The organism is Pseudomonas sp. LBUM1649, assembly GCF_059716155.1.
Genome location: NZ_CP166807.1, coordinates 3,122,774 through 3,142,125, shown reverse-complemented (window position 1 = coordinate 3,142,125; position 19,352 = coordinate 3,122,774). Strand labels below are relative to the sequence as shown.

Annotated in this window: 12 protein-coding genes; 8 read left to right on the top strand and 4 right to left on the bottom strand. The window is 59.6% G+C overall.

From position 1 onward, the window contains the following. Positions 1-170: 170 nt before the first annotated feature. The 5 genes from ACA058_RS14590 (at position 171) to ACA058_RS14570 (ending at position 8,056) form a co-directional block, all read left to right on the top strand. Positions 171-1,196: an IS110 family RNA-guided transposase gene (locus ACA058_RS14590; protein ID WP_497634895.1), complete on the top strand. Its 1,026-nt coding sequence runs from the start codon at positions 171-173 to the stop codon at positions 1,194-1,196. Between the two features lie 583 nt (positions 1,197-1,779). Next, positions 1,780-2,999, top strand: a protein-coding gene (locus tag ACA058_RS14585; RefSeq protein WP_497639699.1) for an IS3 family transposase whose coding sequence is annotated in 2 segments (ribosomal slippage) — positions 1,780-2,125 and positions 2,125-2,999 — 1,221 coding nt in all. Because the reading frame shifts where the segments join, the coding sequence is not laid out codon by codon here. A 65-nt stretch (positions 3,000-3,064) separates the two neighbouring features. Then, positions 3,065-3,829, top strand: a complete 765-nt coding sequence (locus tag ACA058_RS14580) for an endonuclease/exonuclease/phosphatase family protein (protein WP_497639698.1) — start codon at positions 3,065-3,067, stop codon at positions 3,827-3,829. A gap of 229 nt (positions 3,830-4,058) precedes the next feature. Beyond that, positions 4,059-6,677 (top strand): autotransporter family protein, encoded by a 2,619-nt coding sequence (locus ACA058_RS14575; protein ID WP_497639697.1) that lies wholly within the window; start codon positions 4,059-4,061, stop codon positions 6,675-6,677. Positions 6,678-6,988: 311 nt separating this feature from the next. Continuing rightward, positions 6,989-8,056, top strand: a complete 1,068-nt coding sequence (locus tag ACA058_RS14570) for an autotransporter domain-containing protein (protein ID WP_497639695.1) — start codon at positions 6,989-6,991, stop codon at positions 8,054-8,056. A gap of 84 nt (positions 8,057-8,140) precedes the next feature. On the opposite strand, the gene glgB is transcribed toward ACA058_RS14570, so the two are convergent. The 3 genes from glgB to ACA058_RS14555 form a co-directional block, all read right to left on the bottom strand. Then, positions 8,141-10,375, bottom strand: coding sequence for a 1,4-alpha-glucan branching protein GlgB (glgB, locus tag ACA058_RS14565; protein ID WP_497639694.1), 2,235 nt, complete (start codon positions 10,373-10,375; stop codon positions 8,141-8,143). Positions 10,376-10,377: 2 nt separating this feature from the next. Continuing rightward, on the bottom strand, positions 10,378-13,719 hold the full coding sequence (treS, locus tag ACA058_RS14560) for a maltose alpha-D-glucosyltransferase (protein WP_497639693.1): 3,342 nt from the start codon (positions 13,717-13,719) through the stop codon (positions 10,378-10,380). 146 nt (positions 13,720-13,865) lie between these two features. Beyond that, positions 13,866-15,860 carry an alpha-1,4-glucan--maltose-1-phosphate maltosyltransferase gene (locus ACA058_RS14555; RefSeq protein ID WP_497639692.1) on the bottom strand — a complete coding sequence of 665 codons (1,995 nt, stop codon included), beginning with the start codon at positions 15,858-15,860 and terminating at the stop codon, positions 13,866-13,868. A 204-nt stretch (positions 15,861-16,064) separates the two neighbouring features. On the opposite strand from ACA058_RS14555, the gene ACA058_RS14550 reads away from it, so the two are divergent. Beyond that, positions 16,065-16,232, top strand: coding sequence for a hypothetical protein (locus ACA058_RS14550; RefSeq protein WP_162837839.1), 168 nt, complete (start codon positions 16,065-16,067; stop codon positions 16,230-16,232). Between the two features lie 529 nt (positions 16,233-16,761). Here ACA058_RS14550 and ACA058_RS14545 read toward each other — a convergent pair. Next, on the bottom strand, positions 16,762-17,271 hold the full coding sequence (locus ACA058_RS14545) for an MgtC/SapB family protein (protein ID WP_497639691.1): 510 nt from the start codon (positions 17,269-17,271) through the stop codon (positions 16,762-16,764). Between the two features lie 135 nt (positions 17,272-17,406). Here ACA058_RS14545 and ACA058_RS14540 point away from each other — a divergent pair, with 135 nt between their 5' ends. Both ACA058_RS14540 and ccoG read left to right on the top strand, forming a co-directional pair. Next, the gene (locus tag ACA058_RS14540; RefSeq protein ID WP_497639689.1) at positions 17,407-17,640 is read left to right on the top strand and encodes a DUF3203 family protein; all 234 of its coding nucleotides are present in this window, start codon (positions 17,407-17,409) and stop codon (positions 17,638-17,640) included. Positions 17,641-17,835: 195 nt separating this feature from the next. Next, a complete protein-coding gene (ccoG, locus tag ACA058_RS14535) occupies positions 17,836-19,266 on the top strand; it encodes a cytochrome c oxidase accessory protein CcoG (protein WP_497639688.1) in 1,431 nt (476 codons plus the stop codon). Positions 19,267-19,352: the final 86 nt, after the last annotated feature.

Sequence of the window (19,352 nt, the reverse complement as noted above, 5' to 3'; positions counted from 1 at the left end):
AGGACCGGAGCGAGGGCATGCCGAGCCACAGCGAGGCACCGAACGCCAGGGGCAAGAGCCCTTGGTTACTTGGGGCTCTTCCAAGTGACTCGCTAATGAAATGGCTACCCCCGCCGCCCCCTGCGATCGCCCACTAAGCTTTCGCAGGGGGCTCACCGGAGACTGTTGCCATGAACGAAATATCTATCGCCGCCATCGATTTGGGAAAACACACTTTTCACCTGCATGCGCAGGATGATCGTGGTCATGAAGTTTGCCGCAAAAAATTCACCCGGTCGGCACTCATGCAGTACCTGATGAATCTCCAACCCTGCACCGTCGTGATGGAAGCCTGTGGTGGCGCCCATTTCATGGCACAGGAGGTGGCCAAGCTTGGGCATATACCCAAGCTCATTGCCCCTCATCTCGTGCGCCCTTACGTGAAAAGCAACAAAAACGACTTCGCTGATGCCGAAGCGATTTGCGAGGCCGCTACTCGCCCAACGATGCGCTTTGTGCCGGTCAAAAACCAAGCCCAGCAAGCGCTGGCCATGCTCAACTCGACACGTGATGCGTTCATCAAGGACCGCACTGCGGCCGTCAATCGTATTCACGCCGCTCTTCTGGAGGTCGGCGTCAGCCTGGCCCCGAGCCTCAAATCGATTCGATCTCTTTCGGCGCTGCTTGAAGCGAGCTCAATGGCTCAGCCCTTCAAAAACACTCTGACGAGGCTGTATCAACACTTCAAGCATTTGGACGAGGAGATCAAATCGCTGGACAAGGATGTGGAGTGCCAGGCCGCTGAAGATGATCTGGCGACTCGTTTGATGACCATGCCGTGTGTCGGTCCGATCACCTCCACCGTCCTGGCTGCCGAATTGGGCGATGGCAAACAGTTCAAATGCGGCCGAGACTATTCAGCCTCGATCGGGCTGGTGCCCAAGCAGCATTCCACGGGCGGCAAAACCGTACTGCTGGGCATCAGCAAGCGCGGCGATCGCAACCAGCGACGCCTGCTTGTCCAGTGTGCCCGCGTTTACGTGAGGTATCTGGACCGCCAGAAAGGCTGGCTGGCGGACTGGGTCCGGCAGCTATTGGCCCACCATCACTCCAACCATGTGGTTTGCGCGCTGGCCAACAAGCTGGCGAGGATCGCCTGGGCGATTGCGGCACACCACACTGAATTCGATGCAGGGCCAAGCGCGATGAACGCCTGACCCTGCTGTCACCCGAGCATCACCCACCTGGTTTTGCGATGCTGGATAACTGATGACGTGAACGGCCAACCGGCCTGACGACAACCCTGGGCTTTTACACGGCTGAAAGGCCGTCTCGCTAATAAGGATCGTCGGGCATCGATTCTCATCGAGGCGCGGGGCTACACCCCCACTCAGACGCCGGATAGATGAAAGCAAGCCAACCACTCATCAAAAACAGTATTGCAGAAAAGGGGGTAACCATAGATGTAAAAGCGAAACCATAGGTGGCCGTTACCGCAGGAATGGATATGTACGCCTGAAAAAAACTCATCGTCCGTCAGGACGCCTTCGCCGGCAAGTCGGATCGCCGCACCGCTGGCTCCTACAGTATTTCACTCGCCGTAAGTGCGAAACCATAGGGGCCGTTACCGCAGAAATTGATATGTACGCGAAAGAGCTGAACTGCACGCTCCCCCATCAGTCGCATACATAAGCAACCCGGATTCAGAGGAGTGAAAGTGAGCAGTGACTTGAACGAGCCCCATGAAAGACAGGACACCGTTTCCCCCTTACGATAAGGGATAGGCAAACGGTTATGTTTATGACTAACAGCAATGATAAGAGTGGGGAGCTTTTGGGCCAGGAGCGGCGGCGCCGCTGGAGCCCAGAGCACAAACTGGCCATGGTTCGCGAGAGTCTTGAGCCAGGGCAAAGCGTTTCGGTGGTGGCTCGGCGCAACGGCATCAATGCCAACCAGCTGTTCCAGTGGCGCAAGCTTTACCAGGACGGCAGCCTGTCGGCGGTCAGTGCTGGCGAAGCCGTGGTGCCTGCCTCCGAGCTGAGCGATGCGCTCAAGCAGATCCGTGAACTGCAACGGATGCTGGGCAAGAAAACGATGGAAGCAGAAATCCTCAAAGAGGCCGTGGAGATCGCCCGGTCGCGAAAATGGATTGCGCACTCACCCTTGTTGCCGGGGGACGACCAGTGAAGCTGGTCAGCGAATGTCTCGGTGTGGCGCGCTCGCAACTAACGGTTCGAATCAAACAATCGGCATCGCCCAAAATACGGCGAAGCAGACCTGTGGATGACGCTGATCTGGTGGTTGAAATCCAGCAACAGGTCAGCGAACTGCCCAGCTATGGCTACCGTCGTGTCTGGGGATTACTGCGTCGGGAACGTGAAACCCAGTCGCTGCCGGCGATCAACGTGAAGCGGGTTTACCGGGTCATGCGTGATCACAACTTGCTGCTGGAGCGTCGACTCAAACAGCCCGGCGTGCCGCGGCGGCACGAAGGCCGTATTGCGGTGCAAACCAGCGATACACGTTGGTGCTCGGACGGCTTTGAGTTCCGCTGCGAGGACGGCGCCAAACTGAGCGTGACCTTTGCCTTGGACTGCTGTGACCGCGAGGCCATCGGCTGGGTCGCGAGCCCGACCGGGTACAGCGGCGATGATATCCGCGACTTAATGCTGGAAAGCGTGGAGAAGCGCTTCGGTGATCAACTGCCCGCCACGCCGGTGCAATGGCTAAGCGACAACGGCTCGGCCTACACCGCAGAACAGACGCGCCTGTTTGCACGGCAGATCGGCTTGCAACCGGTGACCACGCCAGTGCGCAGCCCGCAGAGCAACGGTATGGCCGAGAGCTTCGTGAAGACGATCAAGCGTGACTACGTGGCGCACATGCCCAAGCCGGATCGAGAAACGGCGCTGCGTAACCTGGCCATTGCCTTCGAACACTACAACGAGCAGCATCCGCACAGCGCCTTGAACTATCGCTCACCGAGGGAGTTCAGGCGATTGGCGGCAGCATCAATTTAACAGGGAGTTGGTGTCCGGTTTTGTAGGGGCAAGTCCATGACTCTAATCGGCAGGCAGCAGGATCAGTGCCGCTGAACAGCCCCCCGGTCATCCACCGCTTGCGCGTGCTGACAGTCAACACCCACAAAGGGTTTACCGCACTCAACAGGCGCTTCATCCTCCCGGAATTGCGTGATGCGGTACGCAGCACCTCAGCGGACCTGGTGTTCCTGCAGGAAGTCGTCGGTGAACACGAGCGCCATTCTTCGCGCTACAACGATTGGCCACAAACCTCGCAATACGAGTTCCTTGCCGACAGCATGTGGAGCGACTTCGCCTACGGGCGAAATGCGGTCTACCCCGACGGTCACCACGGCAATGCACTGCTGTCCAAATACCCGATCCGCGAATACCGCAACCTCGACGTCTCCATTACCGGCCCCGAACGCCGTGGGCTTTTGCATTGCGTGCTGGACGTACCGGGCCACGCCGAGGTCCATGCGATCTGCGTGCACCTGAGCCTGCTGGAGAGTCATCGCCAGTTGCAGTTGCAGTTGCTTTGCCAGTTGCTCGAATCCTTGCCTGATGACGCGCCCGTCATTATTGCCGGCGACTTCAACGACTGGCAGTTGCAGGGCAACGCCGCCCTCTCCCGCCGCGACTACTTGCACGAAGCCTTCGAACGCCACCATGGCCGTCCGGCAAAAACCTACCCGGCGCGGTTCCCGCTGCTACGCCTGGATCGGATCTACCTGCGCAATGCCAGTAGCCATGATCCGAAAATCCTCGGCCACAAGCCCTGGACGCACCTGTCAGATCATTTGCCTTTGGCGGTCGAAGTGCACCTGTAACGCGTCAGATTTTCTCTCTACCTGTCACTTATGACAGTAGATACACCCAAAAACACCTGCTACGGTGCTCCCGTCCGTTCGACTGACTCGTGTGGACAGGCCCCGTAGCCGTCGTTGCCTGAAGGGTTATTGCCTTCCTGATGATGTCTCGCAACTCGCGCTGCCGATGCACTTGATGCCTTGCCTTTCTTGCAAGACATCGGGTGTCGATTCCTACGCGGAGACGAGCATGAACCTTTGCAAAGCACTGCCCAACTATCGTTACAGCGCCTGTGCCATTTCACTCTGGCTATGCATGGGCTGGTCCCTGCCCAGCCACGCGGCTTGTACCCTTAACCCCACCGCCGGCAACGACAACTTCGTGTGCGACAGCGGCAACAGTGGGCCGCTGACTGATCTGGCGGGAAACAACACCCTGACCTTTCCCGCCAATGGCACCGGCACGATTACAGGCAATGTAACGTTCAGCGCCGGTAACGACACGGTGGTCATGAATTCTGGCGTCATTACCGGGATCGTCAATCAGGGAGACGGTGACGACACTTTCAGCATCAGTGCCGGTCAGGTCACCGGGGCTGTGAACCAGGGCAATGGCGTCGACACCTTTCTCATGAGAGGCGGGACCATCCAGTCGCTTGCCCAGGGCGACAGTCGCGACTTTTTCGAGATGATCGCGGGCACGATCATTGGCGCCTTCGAGGACGGTGACACCGCCAGGATGACCGGCGGCAGCATCGGCCGGGTCGACATGAAGCTCGATAACAATCTATTCCATCTGATTGGCGGGCAGATCTTCGGCAATCTCGTCACCGGGTTTGGTACTGACACCATCATCGTTTCCGGTGGCAGGATTGGTGGCAACATCAGTGTCAGCGGTGGCAACGACAGCATCACGGTGACCGGAGGCGAAATCGTCGGCGAGATCCGAGCCAGCGCGGGCAATGATACCTTGACCTGGGATGGCGGCGGGATCATCCGTTCGGCGATCCTGATGGACGATGGTAATGACCGGGCAACCCTGCGCAATCTCAGTGACAACATCCTGGCCCAGTCGCCGATCCTCAATGGTGGCAACGGCAACGATCTGCTGACCTTCGATAACACCACCGCAAGCGGAGCCGCTCGTTACGCCAACTGGGAAACCGTCAACCTGAGCAATGGCTCGCGATTCGACTTCGACGGCAATTTTGTCCTGGGTGACAGCGCCAGCGGCACCGGCGTGTTCAACATCGACAGCAGCAGTGTCGTGACCTCGACCCAGGGCAGCCTCGCCCCTTTCACCGCGGGCCAGCGTGCGACGCTGAACAACGCCGGCATCATCGACCTGGGCAGCGGCAATACCCGCACCAACGACACCCTGACGGTACAAGGCAACTATGCTGGCAACGGCGGCCAGCTATGGGTGCAAAGCGTCCTGGGCGATGACAGCTCCCCCAGTGACAAACTGGTGGTCAATGACGGCACCTTGACCGGCACCACGTCGATTACCGTCAATAACCTGGGTGGCACGGGCGCCGCTACCTTGCAAAACGGCATTCAGGTTGTCCAGGCTCAAGGCACGGCCATCAGCGACAGTGGTGCCTTTACGCTCAAAGCCCCGTTATCGGTCGGCGCCTTCGATTACTACCTGTTCAAGGGTGGCGTCACCGCCGGGAGCGAAAACAGCTGGTACCTGCGTTCGTCCATCGTCGCGCCCCCGTTGGTTGCAGCAGCGGTGCCTGCGGTACCCGATCCAGACCCGATTCCAAATCCCAATCCAACTCCAACTCCAAATCCAGCTCCAAATCCCGATCCAGCCTTGCCGCCCGTTCTGGTGCCGCTGGTAGCAGCACCGGTGGCGGCTGTCGGCACCCCGCCCTTGCCAGCGCCCGTTGCCGGTGCAGCGCCCATTCCCCTGTACCGTCAGGAAGTCCCGGTTTGGTCGGTGTTGCCACCAGCGGCCGTGCAGCTGGCCCTGTCGGCGCTCGGCACCTTCCATGATCGACAGGGTGATCAACGCCTGCTGAACGAAACCGGGGCCTTTGGCGCGGGCTGGGGCCGGGTCTACGGAAAAAACTTCGACCAGACCTGGGCCGGCACCGTCACGCCACGGCTCGACGGCTCGCTCAACGGGTTTCAGGTGGGCAACGATCTGTTCGCCTCGCAGACTTCCGGTGGGCAAAACCAGCGCACCGGCTTCTTCGGCGGCCATAGCCGCTTGAAGGGTGATGTCGACGGATTCAACCAGGGTTTCCAGGACAAACGCGCCGGCAAGGTCGAGTTGCAAGCCGATAGTCTCGGGCTCTACTGGACCCTGACCGACCCCAAGGGCTGGTATGTCGATACCGTGGCGATGTACACCTGGCTGAACGGCGACAGCCACTCCGACCGCGGCCTGAAAATCGACAACGACGGCCACGCCATGACCCTCTCGGTCGAGGCCGGCTACCCCATTGCAGTGGCAGACGATTGGGTGGTCGAACCCCAGGTGCAAGTCATTCATCAACAGGTTGATCTGAAGAGTCAGGACGACGGCATTTCAAAGGTGTCGTTCGATTCGGACGCTGCCTGGACCGGCCGCCTCGGCGCCCGGCTCAAGGGGCGCTACGAAGTCGCCGACCTGCCGCTGGAACCTTATCTGCGCGTCAACCTGTGGCACTCATTGTCGGGAACCGACAAAGTGACATTCGACGACAGCACCGAGATCAAAACCGAACAACGCTCCTCATCGGCAGATCTCGGCATCGGCGCCATCCTGACCCTTGCGCCCACTGTAACCGTGTACGCCAATGCGGATTACAGCAGCAATATCGACAGCAACCCATTGCGTGGAATGACCGCCAACCTGGCAATCAGGCTGAGCTGGTAAGTCTGAGCAAAGGCTCTAGCCCGCGAGTTTTTTGACGTTTTTTCCAATAAACAAGCACTTATGGATGCGTCGTAAATCAGTCACTTATATGATCTGAAATACCCCTACCATTTATCGGCCATTTTCTTGACGCAATGGCTGGGGTCCTCTTGACTTCACGGTACTACCCCGGAATCACCATCAGGACCAACCGTTAACCACCCGTGAAAACGGGCAGGAGTCGGCTTGCCCTAATTCATTCGGTGGCCCCTCACTCGGGGTAGGAGAGGCGCCAAAGCGAGATACCCCATGCGATTGCAAGGTAGACCTCCATGAAAACTTCACTCACCCCACAAGAGATCCGGATTAGTATTTGCACTGTTTCCAGCACACTGTTGTTATGTTCATCCATGGAAGTGCAGGCGTCCCCCGCCGAGGAAGAAACCACCCCCTGGTACCGCCAGGACATCCCGGCGCTCTCCTTGCCCGCGCTTGCCAGCACCTATCCCGGCCACTTCAGCCCAATTGCCGATACGCGCAGTTCAAGCCTGACGGTCGAAGACGCCGCCCCCGGGGCCTGGGATCAACTGTATGGCCAGGCCTCACGCCAGGCGCAAACCGACGCCCTGGCCCAGGGCTTTTCCATTCCCGGCTCCGGCGAACTGAAAAGCCCGGCGATCCTGACCCTGCAAAGCAATAACGGCCACACCCAACGGGTCGGCCTGATCGGCGGCACCGCCGAGTTCCACGGCACTGGCAACGGCTTGCTGACCAATCGCGCACAATCGGACCCGCACAACGACACCCTCAACTTGCAAGGGCAGAGCCTCGGCGCCTACTGGAGCCTGACCGGCCCACAAGGCTGGCACGTCGATCTGTCGGCCAGTGGTGGTCGAGTCAACGGTTTCAGTCGCAATGAACAAGGCACCCGACAAATCACCGAAGGCAGCGCGGTGACCCTCTCGGTCGAAGGCGGATTCCCGATCGGCATCAGTGAAAACTGGGTGGTCGAACCACAGGCGCAATTGATCAATCAGCGGATCACTCTGGATACGCCCTATGCGGGTTCGGGCAATGCCTCCTCCAGCGACCTCACCTCGTGGAGCGGCCGGGTCGGTGCAAAATTGAAAGGTAGCTACGACATCAACGGCCTGCCCGTCGAACCCTATGTGCGAACCAACTTGTGGCACACGGTGTACACCGGCAATACCGTAACCCTCGACCAGGTCGACAAGATCAGCAGCAGCCGAAACTCCTCGACGGTCGAACTGGGCTTGGGCTTGGTGGCCAGAGTGACGCCGGCCGTGAGCCTGTACGTCAGTGCCGACTACAGCAGCGATGTGGATGACAATGATTTGAATGGGTTGATCGGCAGCCTGGGCGTGCGCATGCGTTGGTGAAAGAAACTGCCGTGCCTGGCTCCAGGTCCCGATCTTCGCGGGCAAGTCTGATGATCCGACTTGCCCGCGAAGGTCGGCTTTGAATCAGCCCACCGGTCGCAACATCAACACCGCCAACGGCGGCAGATTCAGCACCAGCGACAACGCCTGCCCATGGCTCGGCGTTTCCTCGGCCGTTGCCCCGCCGCTATTGCCATAGTTAGACCCGGCATAAATCGACGAATCGCTGTTGAAGACCTCGCTCCACTGCCCGGCAAACGGCACGCCGACGCGATAAGCCTCACGTGGCACCGGCGTGAAGTTGGCGACCACCAATATCGGCTCGCCGTCCTTGCTCCAGCGCATCCAGGCGTAAACACTGTTGATCGCATCGTCGCCAATCAGCCACTGGAAGCCCTGCGGCACGTCGTCCTGTTCGTGCAGCGCCGGCACCTCGCGATACAGGCGATTGAGGTCGCCCACCAGCTTCTGAACACCTTTGTGCTCGGAGTACTGCAAAAGATACCAATCAAGCTGCTGGTCGTGGTTCCACTCGCGCCATTGGCCGAACTCACAGCCCATGAACAACAGTTTCTTGCCCGGATGGGTCCACATGAAACTCAGGTAGGCCCGCAGGTTGGCGAATTTCTGCCAGCGGTCGCCGGGCATCTTGTCGATCAGCGAGTGCTTGCCGTGCACCACTTCATCGTGGGAAATCGGCAGGATGAAACGTTCCGACCAGGCGTACACCAGACCGAAACTCAATTCGTTGTGGTGATGGGCGCGGTACACCGGGTCTTGCTGAATGTAATGCAGCGAATCGTGCATCCAGCCCATGTTCCATTTATAGGCGAAGCCCAGGCCACCCTGTTGCGTGCCCTGGCTGACGCCGGGCCAGGCGGTGGACTCTTCGGCGATCACCAGCGCCCCGGGGGCTTCCAGCGCCACGACGTCATTGAGGTGACGCAGGAAGTCGATGGCCTCGAGGTTCTCCCGGCCGCCATGGCGGTTGGGCACCCACTCGCCGGCCTTGCGCGAGTAGTCGCGGTACAGCATTGACGCCACCGCATCGACCCGCAGACCATCGACGTGGAAATGCTTGAGCCAGTGCAGCGCCGATGCCAGCATGTAGCCGTGCACTTCGGTGCGGCCCAGGTTGTAGATCAGGGTGTCCCAGTCCTGGTGGAAGCCTTCCTGAGGGTTGCCGTACTCGTACAGCGCGGTACCGTCGAACTGGGCCAGGCCATGGGTGTCGGTGGGGAAATGCGCCGGTACCCAGTCGAGGATCACGCCGATCCCCGCCAGGTGACAGTCATTGACGAAGGCGGCGAACTCGTCGCCCGTCCCGTAGCGGGCGCTGGTGGCGAATTGCGAAAGCAGTTGATACCCCCAGGACCCACCGAACGGGTGTTCCATGATCGGCATCAGCTCGATGTGGGTGAACCCCAGATCCTTCACATACGGAATCAGCCGCTCACCCAGCTCCGGCCAGGTGTATTGACGGGCCACTTCACCCAGGTCGTCCAGCTCGCACTGCCAGGAACCGGCGTGCAGTTCGTAGATCGACAACGGCGCCGTCGGGCGCTGGCGCTCGCCGCGAGACAGCATCCAGTCCTGATCCTGCCAGTCGATCCGCAGCGGCGGGGCAACTTTCGAAGCGGTGTCCGGTGGCAGGCTGGTGGCCAGCGCCATGGGGTCGGCCTTGAGTGGCAAGATTCCGTCGTTGCCGAGGATTTCGTATTTGTAGGCCTCCCCCGCTTGCAGGCGTGGAATGAACAGTTCCCAGACACCGGTGGGGTGGCGCAGGCGCATCGGATGACGACGACCGTCCCAGCCGTTGAAATCACCCACCACCGACACCCGCCTGGCGTTCGGTGCCCACACGGCGAACCGCACGCCATCGACACCGTCCACGGTCTTCAACTGTGCGCCCAGGGCGCTGCTCAGATCGCGGTGATTGCCTTCGGCGAACAGATACAAATCCATCTCACCGAGCAATGGGCCATAACTGTAGGGGTCTTCGGCAATTTGCTCGCCACCGGCCCAGCGGGTTCGCAACAGATACGGCTGTGCCCGGTCGAAATGCCCGACGAATAGCCCGGGGGTCTGGGTCGCTTCAAGGTTGCCCAGTTCGTCTCCCGACTCCTTGCCCACCACCTGCACGCTCAAGGCGCCCGGTAGATAGGCCCGGATGAATTGTCCGCCGTCACCATCGCCGTGGGGACCTAGAATGGCAAAGGGATCGCGATGCTCGGCACGCACCAGCGCATCGATATCCCGCGCCCTGAGTAGCAGCGCTTCACTGTGATGATGACCCTGTTCCTTGTTCGAGAAACTCATGACTACTCTCCACCAAGATCGGAAAAGGGTTTAAGCCCACTTAATAATCCATATAAACCGTGCAACGGCACGGGCAGCCAGGCGGGGCGATTTTCCGCCTCGTAGGCCACTTCATACGCCGCCTTCTCCAGACCGAACAATGCCAATGCGGCATCTTCGCCATCCGAATCTTGCCACGCATGGCCAAGCGTAGCTGCCGCCAGCCGATAAGCATGGATAAATGCCTGTTTTGCCTCACTCAAATAGCGATCGCCCACCCGCTGGCGAGCTACCTGGGCATGGGCTGTGTTATCAACGTTATGCACGTTGATGGTCATGGCCGCCGCATAGTCGAAGGAGCGCAGCACACCACTGACATCCTTGTACGGGCTGTGCTTGCCCCGTCGTTCCGGCAGTGGTCGCGCCGGTTCGCCTTCGAAGTCGATCAGGTACGCATCGCCCTTGATCACCAGCACCTGGCCGAGGTGCAAGTCACCATGTACGCGAATCCGCAGTCCACCCGCGGTCTTTTTGGCCAGCTCCTGGACATGGTCGAGAATGGCCTTTTTATGCTCCAGTAAACGGCTGACCAGGGTTTTGTCCGCCGGGTTCAGTTCATTTTGATGCTGCTTGAGCAACTTCAGCGCATGCTCGATTTGTGCCACAACATCCTTGGCCGTCGCCGACGCGTCCTTTGGCGTGGTGATGTGCGGATCAAAGTCAGGGTTTTCGCTCGAAGCCGCCAGCACCTGATGCATTTCACCCAGGCGCTGGCCGAGCATGGCGGCGAAATCCTTCAACTCGCCAAGCGCGTTGTAGTGCTGTTCCTGCTCGGACATGGCGTCCGCTAGTTCGTCGCGCAACGCCCGCTCAAGGTTGTTCTGGGTCCACTCCCAGGCATCGCCCTGATTACTCAAGTAACCCTGGGCGATCATCAGCAGGTTGTCTTCGCCCGCCGCATCGCGACGCACCACCGCGCCCAACAGCGGCGAGATATTGCCGAAGCCGGCAGCGGTCAGGTAGGCGCTCATTTCCAGTTCCGGGTGCACGCCCGATGCGACCTTGCGGATCAGTTTCAACACCAGGCTGTTGCCCACCACCACCGAACTGTTGGATTGCTCGGCGGACAAGTAACGCACATCCGACTCCGCCGTCAGGCCCAGTTTGGCCAGCTCGGCCGTGGGTTCGAAACGGATCTCGCCGCCATCCGAAGGCAACACCGTGTGGTTGTGCATGCCTTGCAACACCGCGCGGATAAAGTTTTCCAGGCTGAAAGCATCCGTGATCAAGCCGACCTGCGGGCCACGGCGCACACGCGACAGGGCCAATTGCTGGGGCAATGCCGCGCCGACCTGGTCTTCGGCAATGAAGCCGAACGGCAGTTGATAGCGGCTGGTCTGGCCGCCGCCGGTGACTTCGATTTCGCTCAACAACACCGGATGCTGCGCATCACCAAATCGCACACCGTAGGCTAGATTGATCTGTTCGATGGCCGCGTCCTTGCCGGCGAACCAGCGGCGGTTCTGCAGCCAGTTCGGCAGGATGCCCTGCTCCAGCGTGGCGCGCGATGGCGCTTCGAGCAGTTCTTCCATGCGTTTTTTCAGCACCAGCGTGGTGAAGTCCGGCAGGCTTTGCGCCGGTTCCACGTGCCAGCTCGGCATCTGGTTCTCTGCGGCGAGGCCGAACCAGTAGAAACCGTAGGGCGCCAGGGTCAGGAGGAAACTCAATTGGCCAATGGGTGGAAACGCGTTACCGCCAAGCATCTCCACCGGCACCATGCCGACGTACGCCGACAGGTCCAGCTCCACGGCTTGGGCGCTGCGCGAAACGTTGGCCACGCACAGAATGATTTCGTGCTTGCCGTCAGGCCCGGTGTATTCACGGGTATAGGCCAGCACTCGACGATTGCTCGGCGAGAGCATTTTCAAGGTGCCGCGGCCGAACGCCTTGGACTGCTTGCGCACCGTCAACATGCGCCGGGTCCAGTTCAACAGCGAATGCGGATCGCCGGCCTGTGTTTCGACATTGACCGACAGGTAGCCGTATTGCGGGTCCATGATCGGCGGCAGCACCAGGCTGGCAGGGTCGGCGCGGGAGAACCCGCCGTTGCGGTCGATCGACCACTGCATCGGCGTGCGCACACCGTCGCGATCGCCGAGGTAGATGTTGTCGCCCATGCCGATCTCGTCACCGTAGTACAAGGTCGGCGTGCCGGGCATCGACAGCAACAGGCTGTTGAGCAGCTCCACGCGCCGACGATCACGCTCCATCAGCGGCGCCAGACGCCGGCGAATCCCCAGGTTGATCCGCGCCCGACGGTCAGCCGCGTAGTAATTCCACAGGTAGTCACGTTCTCTGTCGGTGACCATCTCCAGCGTCAACTCATCGTGGTTGCGCAGGAAAATCGCCCATTGGCAATTGGCCGGGATCTCCGGGGTCTGGCGCAAGATGTCGGTGATCGGAAAACGATCTTCCTGGGCCAGCGCCATGTACATGCGCGGCATCAACGGGAAGTGAAACGCCATGTGGCATTCGTCGCCGTTCAGGCCTTTCTTATCGGTGTCGCCGAAATACAGTTGCGTGTCTTCCGGCCATTGATTGGCCTCGGCCAGCAGCATGCGGTCCGGGTAATGGGCGTCGATTTCGGCGCGGATCTGCTTGAGGACGTCGTGGGTTTCGGGCAGGTTCTCGTTATTGGTGCCGTCGCGCTCGATCAGGTACGGGATCGCGTCGAGGCGCAATCCGTCGATGCCCATGTCGAGCCAGTAGCGCATGACCGACAGCACCGCTTTCATGACCTGCGGGTTGTCGAAATTCAGATCGGGCTGGTGCGAGTAGAAGCGGTGCCAGAAGTATTGGCCGGCCACCGGGTCCCAGGTCCAGTTGGATTTTTCGGTGTCGAGAAAGATGATGCGCGTGCCGTCGTATTTTTGATCGTCATCGGACCACACATAGAAATCCCGCGCGGCCGAACCTTTCTTGGCCTTGCGTGCGCGCTGGAACCACGCGTGCTGATCCGAGGTGTGGTTGATGACCAGTTCGGTGATGACCCGCAAACCGCGTTTATGCGCCTCAGCGATGAACCGCTTGGCGTCGGCCATGGTACCGTAATCGCTGTGCACGCCGCGGTATTCGGCGATGTCATAGCCGTCGTCGCGACGCGGCGAGGGGTAGAACGGCAACAGCCAGATGGTGTTGACGCCGAGGTCGGCGATATAGTCGAGTTTGGCGATCAGGCCGTGAAAATCGCCGATTCCGTCGTTATTGGAATCGAAATAGGATTTGACGTGAACTTGATAAATGACCGCGTCCTTGTACCAGAGAGGGTCCTTGATGAAGGTGGCTGCCTTGGGTTTTTTCGCCATTTGAAACTCCTGTTGAATTCGAAAGAACGCCCTGACGCAGATCGTTCCCATGCGCAGCAAAGGAATGCCTCTAGGGACGCTCTGCGTCCAGTGACGCGGAGCATCACGGGCTGCATTCCCACGCGGAGCATGGGAACGATCATGTGCTAGGGGGTAATCCGCCAGATCCCGAACGGCTGTAGCGTCGGATCGATGCGCATGAACTGGTACTTGCCGTGCCAGGTCCAGCGATGGCCGTTCATCAAGTCTTCGCCCTGGGTGACGGCATCGTCCGGCAAGCCCATTTCCCACAACGGCAATTCAAAATTCGCCTCCTGAACGTTGTGCGGATCAAGGCTGACCGCCACCAGAATGAAATTGCTGCCGTCGGCGCTGCGCTTGCCGAAGTACAGGATGTTGTCGTTCCAGGCGTTATAGACCGTGAGGCCCAGATGCGTGTGCAGCGCCGGATTTTGCCGGCGGATGCGGTTGAGTTGGGCGATCTCGGCAATGATGTTGCCGGGTGCGTTGAAGTCCCTGGGTCGGATTTCGTACTTCTCGGAGTCGAGGTATTCTTCCTTGCCGGGAATCGCCGCGGACTCGCACAGTTCAAAGCCGGAGTACATGCCCCACAAACCCGAGCCCATCGTTGCCAGCGCTGCGCGAATCAGAAAACCGGGGCGACCGGATGCATGCAGGAACGCCGGGTTGATGTCCGGTGTATTGACGAAGAAATTCGGCCGGTAGCACTCGCGCCACGGCGACTCGTTGAGTTCGGTGAAATAGGTGGCCAGTTCCTGCTTGGTGTTGCGCCAGGTGAAGTACGTGTAGCTTTGGGAGTAACCGACCTTGCCCAGCCGCGCCATCATCGCCGGGGTGGTGAACGCCTCGGCGAGGAAAATCACGTCGGGGTACAGCGCCCGCACATCAGCGATGAGCCATTGCCAGAACGGCAACGGTTTGGTGTGCGGATTGTCGACGCGAAACAGCTTCACGCCCTCCAGCACCCAACCCACGACGATATCGCGTAACTCGACCCACAGGCTGGGAATCGCCTCGACGGCATAAAAGTCGACATTGACGATGTCCTGGTATTTTTTCGGCGGGTTCTCCGCGTACTTGATCGTGCCGTCCGGGCGCCAGTTGAACCAGCCCGGATGCTGCTGCAGCCAAGGATGGTCCTGAGAACACTGGATAGCGAAGTCGAGGGCGATTTCCAGTCCGTATTCCGCCGCTGCTGCCACCAGGCGGCGGAAGTCTTCGCGCGTGCCCAGTTGCGAGTGAATCGCCTCATGGCCGCCCTCTTCGCTGCCGATGGCATAGGGGCTGCCTGGATTGTCGGGGCCTGCGCTCAGGGAATTGTTCGGACCTTTGCGATAGCTGCGTCCGATCGGGTGGATCGGTGGGAAGTACAACACGTCGAAGCCCATGTCCTGGATCATCGGCAGCCGTGAATGCACATCGTTGAAAGTGCCGTGTCGCGCTGGATCGTCGGTGATCGAACGCGGGAACAGTTCATACCAACTGGCGAACTGCGCCAGCTCACGCTCGACATCGACCGGGTACTCGGGACTGAGGCTCAGGTAAGCGCGATGATCGGCCTGAGACATGAGCTCGGCACTGCGCTGGTGCAAAAACAGAGCGACCTGCTCGGTTTCCAGCAGCCCCGACAGTTCGTGGTGCAACGCGGCTAATTGCTCGCTCAGTTTTCCTTCCGCGCGTTCGGCGGCTTGCTGAACGTGAACGCGACCTTCTTGCAGTTCCAGGCTGACAGGAACGCCAGCGTTATGTTTTTTTTCCAGTTCATAGCGGAAACTGGCGAACTGATCGATCCAGGCCTCGATACAGAAGACATGGCGCCCCTGCTCTTGCACGCGAAACCGTCCCTGCCAGCCATTGTTGCCCAGCTCGGCCATGACCTCGCTGTGCCAGACCTCGTCGCCATCGGCCTGCCAGCGTATCCGCACCGCCAGCTTGTCGTGACCGTCGGCAAATACCTTGCTGGTCACCACCACATCCTGGCCTGCTACGGCCTTGACGGCGAACTGCCCGCCATCAAGGGTCGGCATAGTGTTTTCGATCACGATTCGCGGCAACAACAACGCCTGCGACAGCGGGATGTGCGGGTTGTAGCTCAATTCACCAGGTTTTTCAGCCGTCATTGAGCATCTCTCCTTACGCCCCAAGGACGCTCTCGTGTCTGATTGTCATCCACATCGGTCAGTCCCTCACCGAATGAACTCACTTAGGTTCCGAGCGACGGCCGTCGGCAAAAGTTCATCGGCAATTGTCTGAATCAAATCCTTTGCGCAGTGGTCAACCAACTTAAGCACGACTCACGCCATGTGCCACTGGAGGCAAGAAAGATGAACAATCCATTCCCGGCCGAAACCCCCGATCCGAACATCGATAACCCGGTGATACCACCCAGCGACCCGCAGCCTGTGCCCGAGCAGGAACCGCCGGGCAGCAACCCGCCACCCAGGGAAGAGCCACCAACGACGATGCCACCGGTGATTGTGACTCCTGAATGAAGACAGTTGATCGCTCCCCTGCCTCGCCGGGGGAACGATCGAAGGAAAAAACCGAATGACCTTTCCTGCGAGTGCGTAGGACCAGTCCTGAAGTGATTTTTTTTGCCACTGGGGCGATTTACGAGAATTTTCCCAGGGCTTTACATAGCGACTACGTCACCCACCTTGAGTACGGCCAGCTATGAACACTTTTTTTAACGTCAGCAGATTCACAGAAAGAGCAAGCGCATCGGAAAACGCGCTTATCCGTGAACCCATCGTCGACGGCTGGCCTCGCTTTGAAAATCCTCAACTACGAATTTCTCTGCTTCCATACCGAACGGAGTCCTCGAGAGGACGCTAGAAGTTCGATTCTCAAGGAGCTGGATAATTGTCGGCTGAATCGTGACTTCGACTATAGCCAGCATGAGATCCTCGAGCGACGAGCAACCCCTTGTAGGAGCGAGCATGCTCGCGATGGGCGTGAACGATAACGCTGGCAGCCTGACACCCCGAGGCGTTCTCTGGTTTTTCGCGAGCATGCTCGCTCCTACAGTTGGGCTTGGTCTTTGTCTTTATCCAGCATCTTCACGATTCTGGGCATCACACCGAGAATCACCAACGCCAAGAACGTACTCAACACCGCCGTCGCCTCCCTTCCCAACCCGGCAGACACGCCGATGGCGGCGGTCATCCACAAGCCGGCGGCGGTGGTCAGGCCTTTGACGTCGCCTTCATCGCCTTCCTGGTTTTTCAGGATGGTGCCGGCACAGAGGAAGCCGATCCCGGCGATCACCCCCTGAACGACCCGGCTCATGGCGTCGGCCTGGGAGCCGGACATTTGTGGCACCAGCACGAACAACGCCGCGCCCAGCGCCACCAGCATATGGGTGCGCACGCCCGCCGCCTTGCCCTTGTGCTCGCGCTCGAAACCGAGAATGCCGCCCAGCACCGCGGCCATCAACAGGCGCACGGTGATTCGGGTCAATTGCGAGGCATCGCCAATGTCGGCGAATTCGGCTTGCAGGGTCACCCAGACTTCATGCAACCAGGCGTTCATGGCGCTTTCCTTTGTCAGGAGTCTTGTAAAGGGTCATGGAGGATGGACCGCGTCGACCATTAATCAGTTGCACAGAACGATGGTGGGTGCCCATAGCCTAATGCTTCATCAGTCTTGAAAAACAAGGATCACGTCATGACCGTCCGCATCGAGAACGAGGCCTGCTTCTTTGTCACCGAAAACGGCGAGGAAATTCGCCTGTGTCCCGATGTGACCATCATTACTGACGAGGACAAAGCCATGTCGGCGGTCGACCTCGACGGCCAACGCGTCTACATCACCGAAGCAGAAGCCGACGCTTTGACCGTAGCAGGTGCGGTGGACGGTCGCCGGCATTTGAAGGCCACCGACAGTGATTCGGTGATTTGACTGACCCGGATCAACAAGGCCCGCAAGCCTCTGATATAGGCGCCCGGGTCCCGCCGCAACAGGTGCAACAACTTGTCGCAGGCAGGACTGCCGAGCGCATCTGATCCGGTTTTTAAAGCAATACCTGAGTCTGTTATGCAAACAGATCGCCGCTCATAGTGCTCCTGCCTGATGGAGGCTGATGAGCGAAAGACCATGAGCGATAGAATCCCCGTCCGAACCGTAGAAAGCGCCCCCTTAGTCAAGACTTTCGAGCCTTCGCGTCCAAAGATGAAGGCCAAGTCCAGCGACAACCTGATCCACACCCGTAGCTTCACCGGCCTGTTCCGTTCCCTGCGCATCAGCGGCGCGGGCTTTCTGTTTCTGTTGTTCTTCGGCACGGTGTGGTTGAACTGGGGTGGCCGCCAGGCGGTGCTTTGGGATCTTTCTGAAAGCAAATTCCACATTTTTAGCGCGACGTTCTGGCCGCAGGATTTCATCCTGCTCTCGGCGCTGCTGATCATTGCCGCGTTCGGCCTGTTCGCGATTACCGTGTTCGCCGGCCGGGTCTGGTGCGGCTACACCTGTCCGCAAAGTTCCTGGACCTGGATTTTCATGTGGTGCGAAAAGATCACCGAAGGCGAACGTAACCAGCGGATCAAACTGCAAGCGGCGCCCTGGGGGCTGAACAAATTGATGCGCCGCTCGGCCAAACACACCTTGTGGCTGGCCATCAGCCTGCTGACCGGTCTGACCTTCGTCGGCTATTTCACGCCGATCCGCCCGTTGGCCGAAGAACTGCTGACCCTGCACATGAACGGCGCCAGCCTGTTCTGGGTGCTGTTCTTCACCGGTGCCACCTACATCAACGCCGGCTGGCTGCGTGAGGCGGTGTGCATGCACATGTGTCCGTATGCGCGATTCCAGAGCGTGATGTTCGACAAGGATACCCTGACCATTTCCTACGACGTGGCCCGTGGCGAGAACCGCGGCCCGCGCAAGCGCGAGGTCAAGCCGGCCGAGGTCGGCCTGGGTGACTGCATCGATTGCCAGCTCTGCGTGCAGGTCTGCCCGACCGGCATCGACATTCGCGACGGCTTGCAGATGGAATGCATCGGTTGCGCGGCGTGCATCGACGCCTGTGATTCGATCATGGACAAGATGGGCTACGAGCGCGGGCTGATCAGCTATACCTCGGAGCGCCAGTTGCAAGGCGGCAAGACACACCTGTTGCGGCCACGATTGATTGGTTACACCGCCGTACTACTGGTGATGATCGTTGCGCTGGCCGTCGCGCTGATGGAGCGGCCGATGGTGTCGCTGGACGTGAGCAAGGACCGCGGCCTGTTCCGCGAGAACAGCCAGGGGCAGATCGAAAACATCTACAGCCTCAAGGTCATCAACAAGACCCAGCAACGCCAGGACTACCGCCTGACACTGGTTGATGGCGATGGCTTCCAGCTGCAGGGCAAGACCGAATTGAGCCTGGCGCCCGGTGAGATTGTCGATGTGCCGGTGTCGGTGGCGATGACGACCGAACGGCCGAGCAGCAGCTCGCAGAGCATCATCTTCAAGATCGTCGACAGCGATGAGCCGGGTATCTTTAGCGAGGCGAAGAGCCGGTTTGTTGCGCCGATGAATCGTTGAGCCTTTAAACTGCGGTGCTGCCATTCGCGAGCAGGCTCGCTCCCACAAGAACAACGCAATTCCTGTGGGAGCGAGCCTGATCGCGA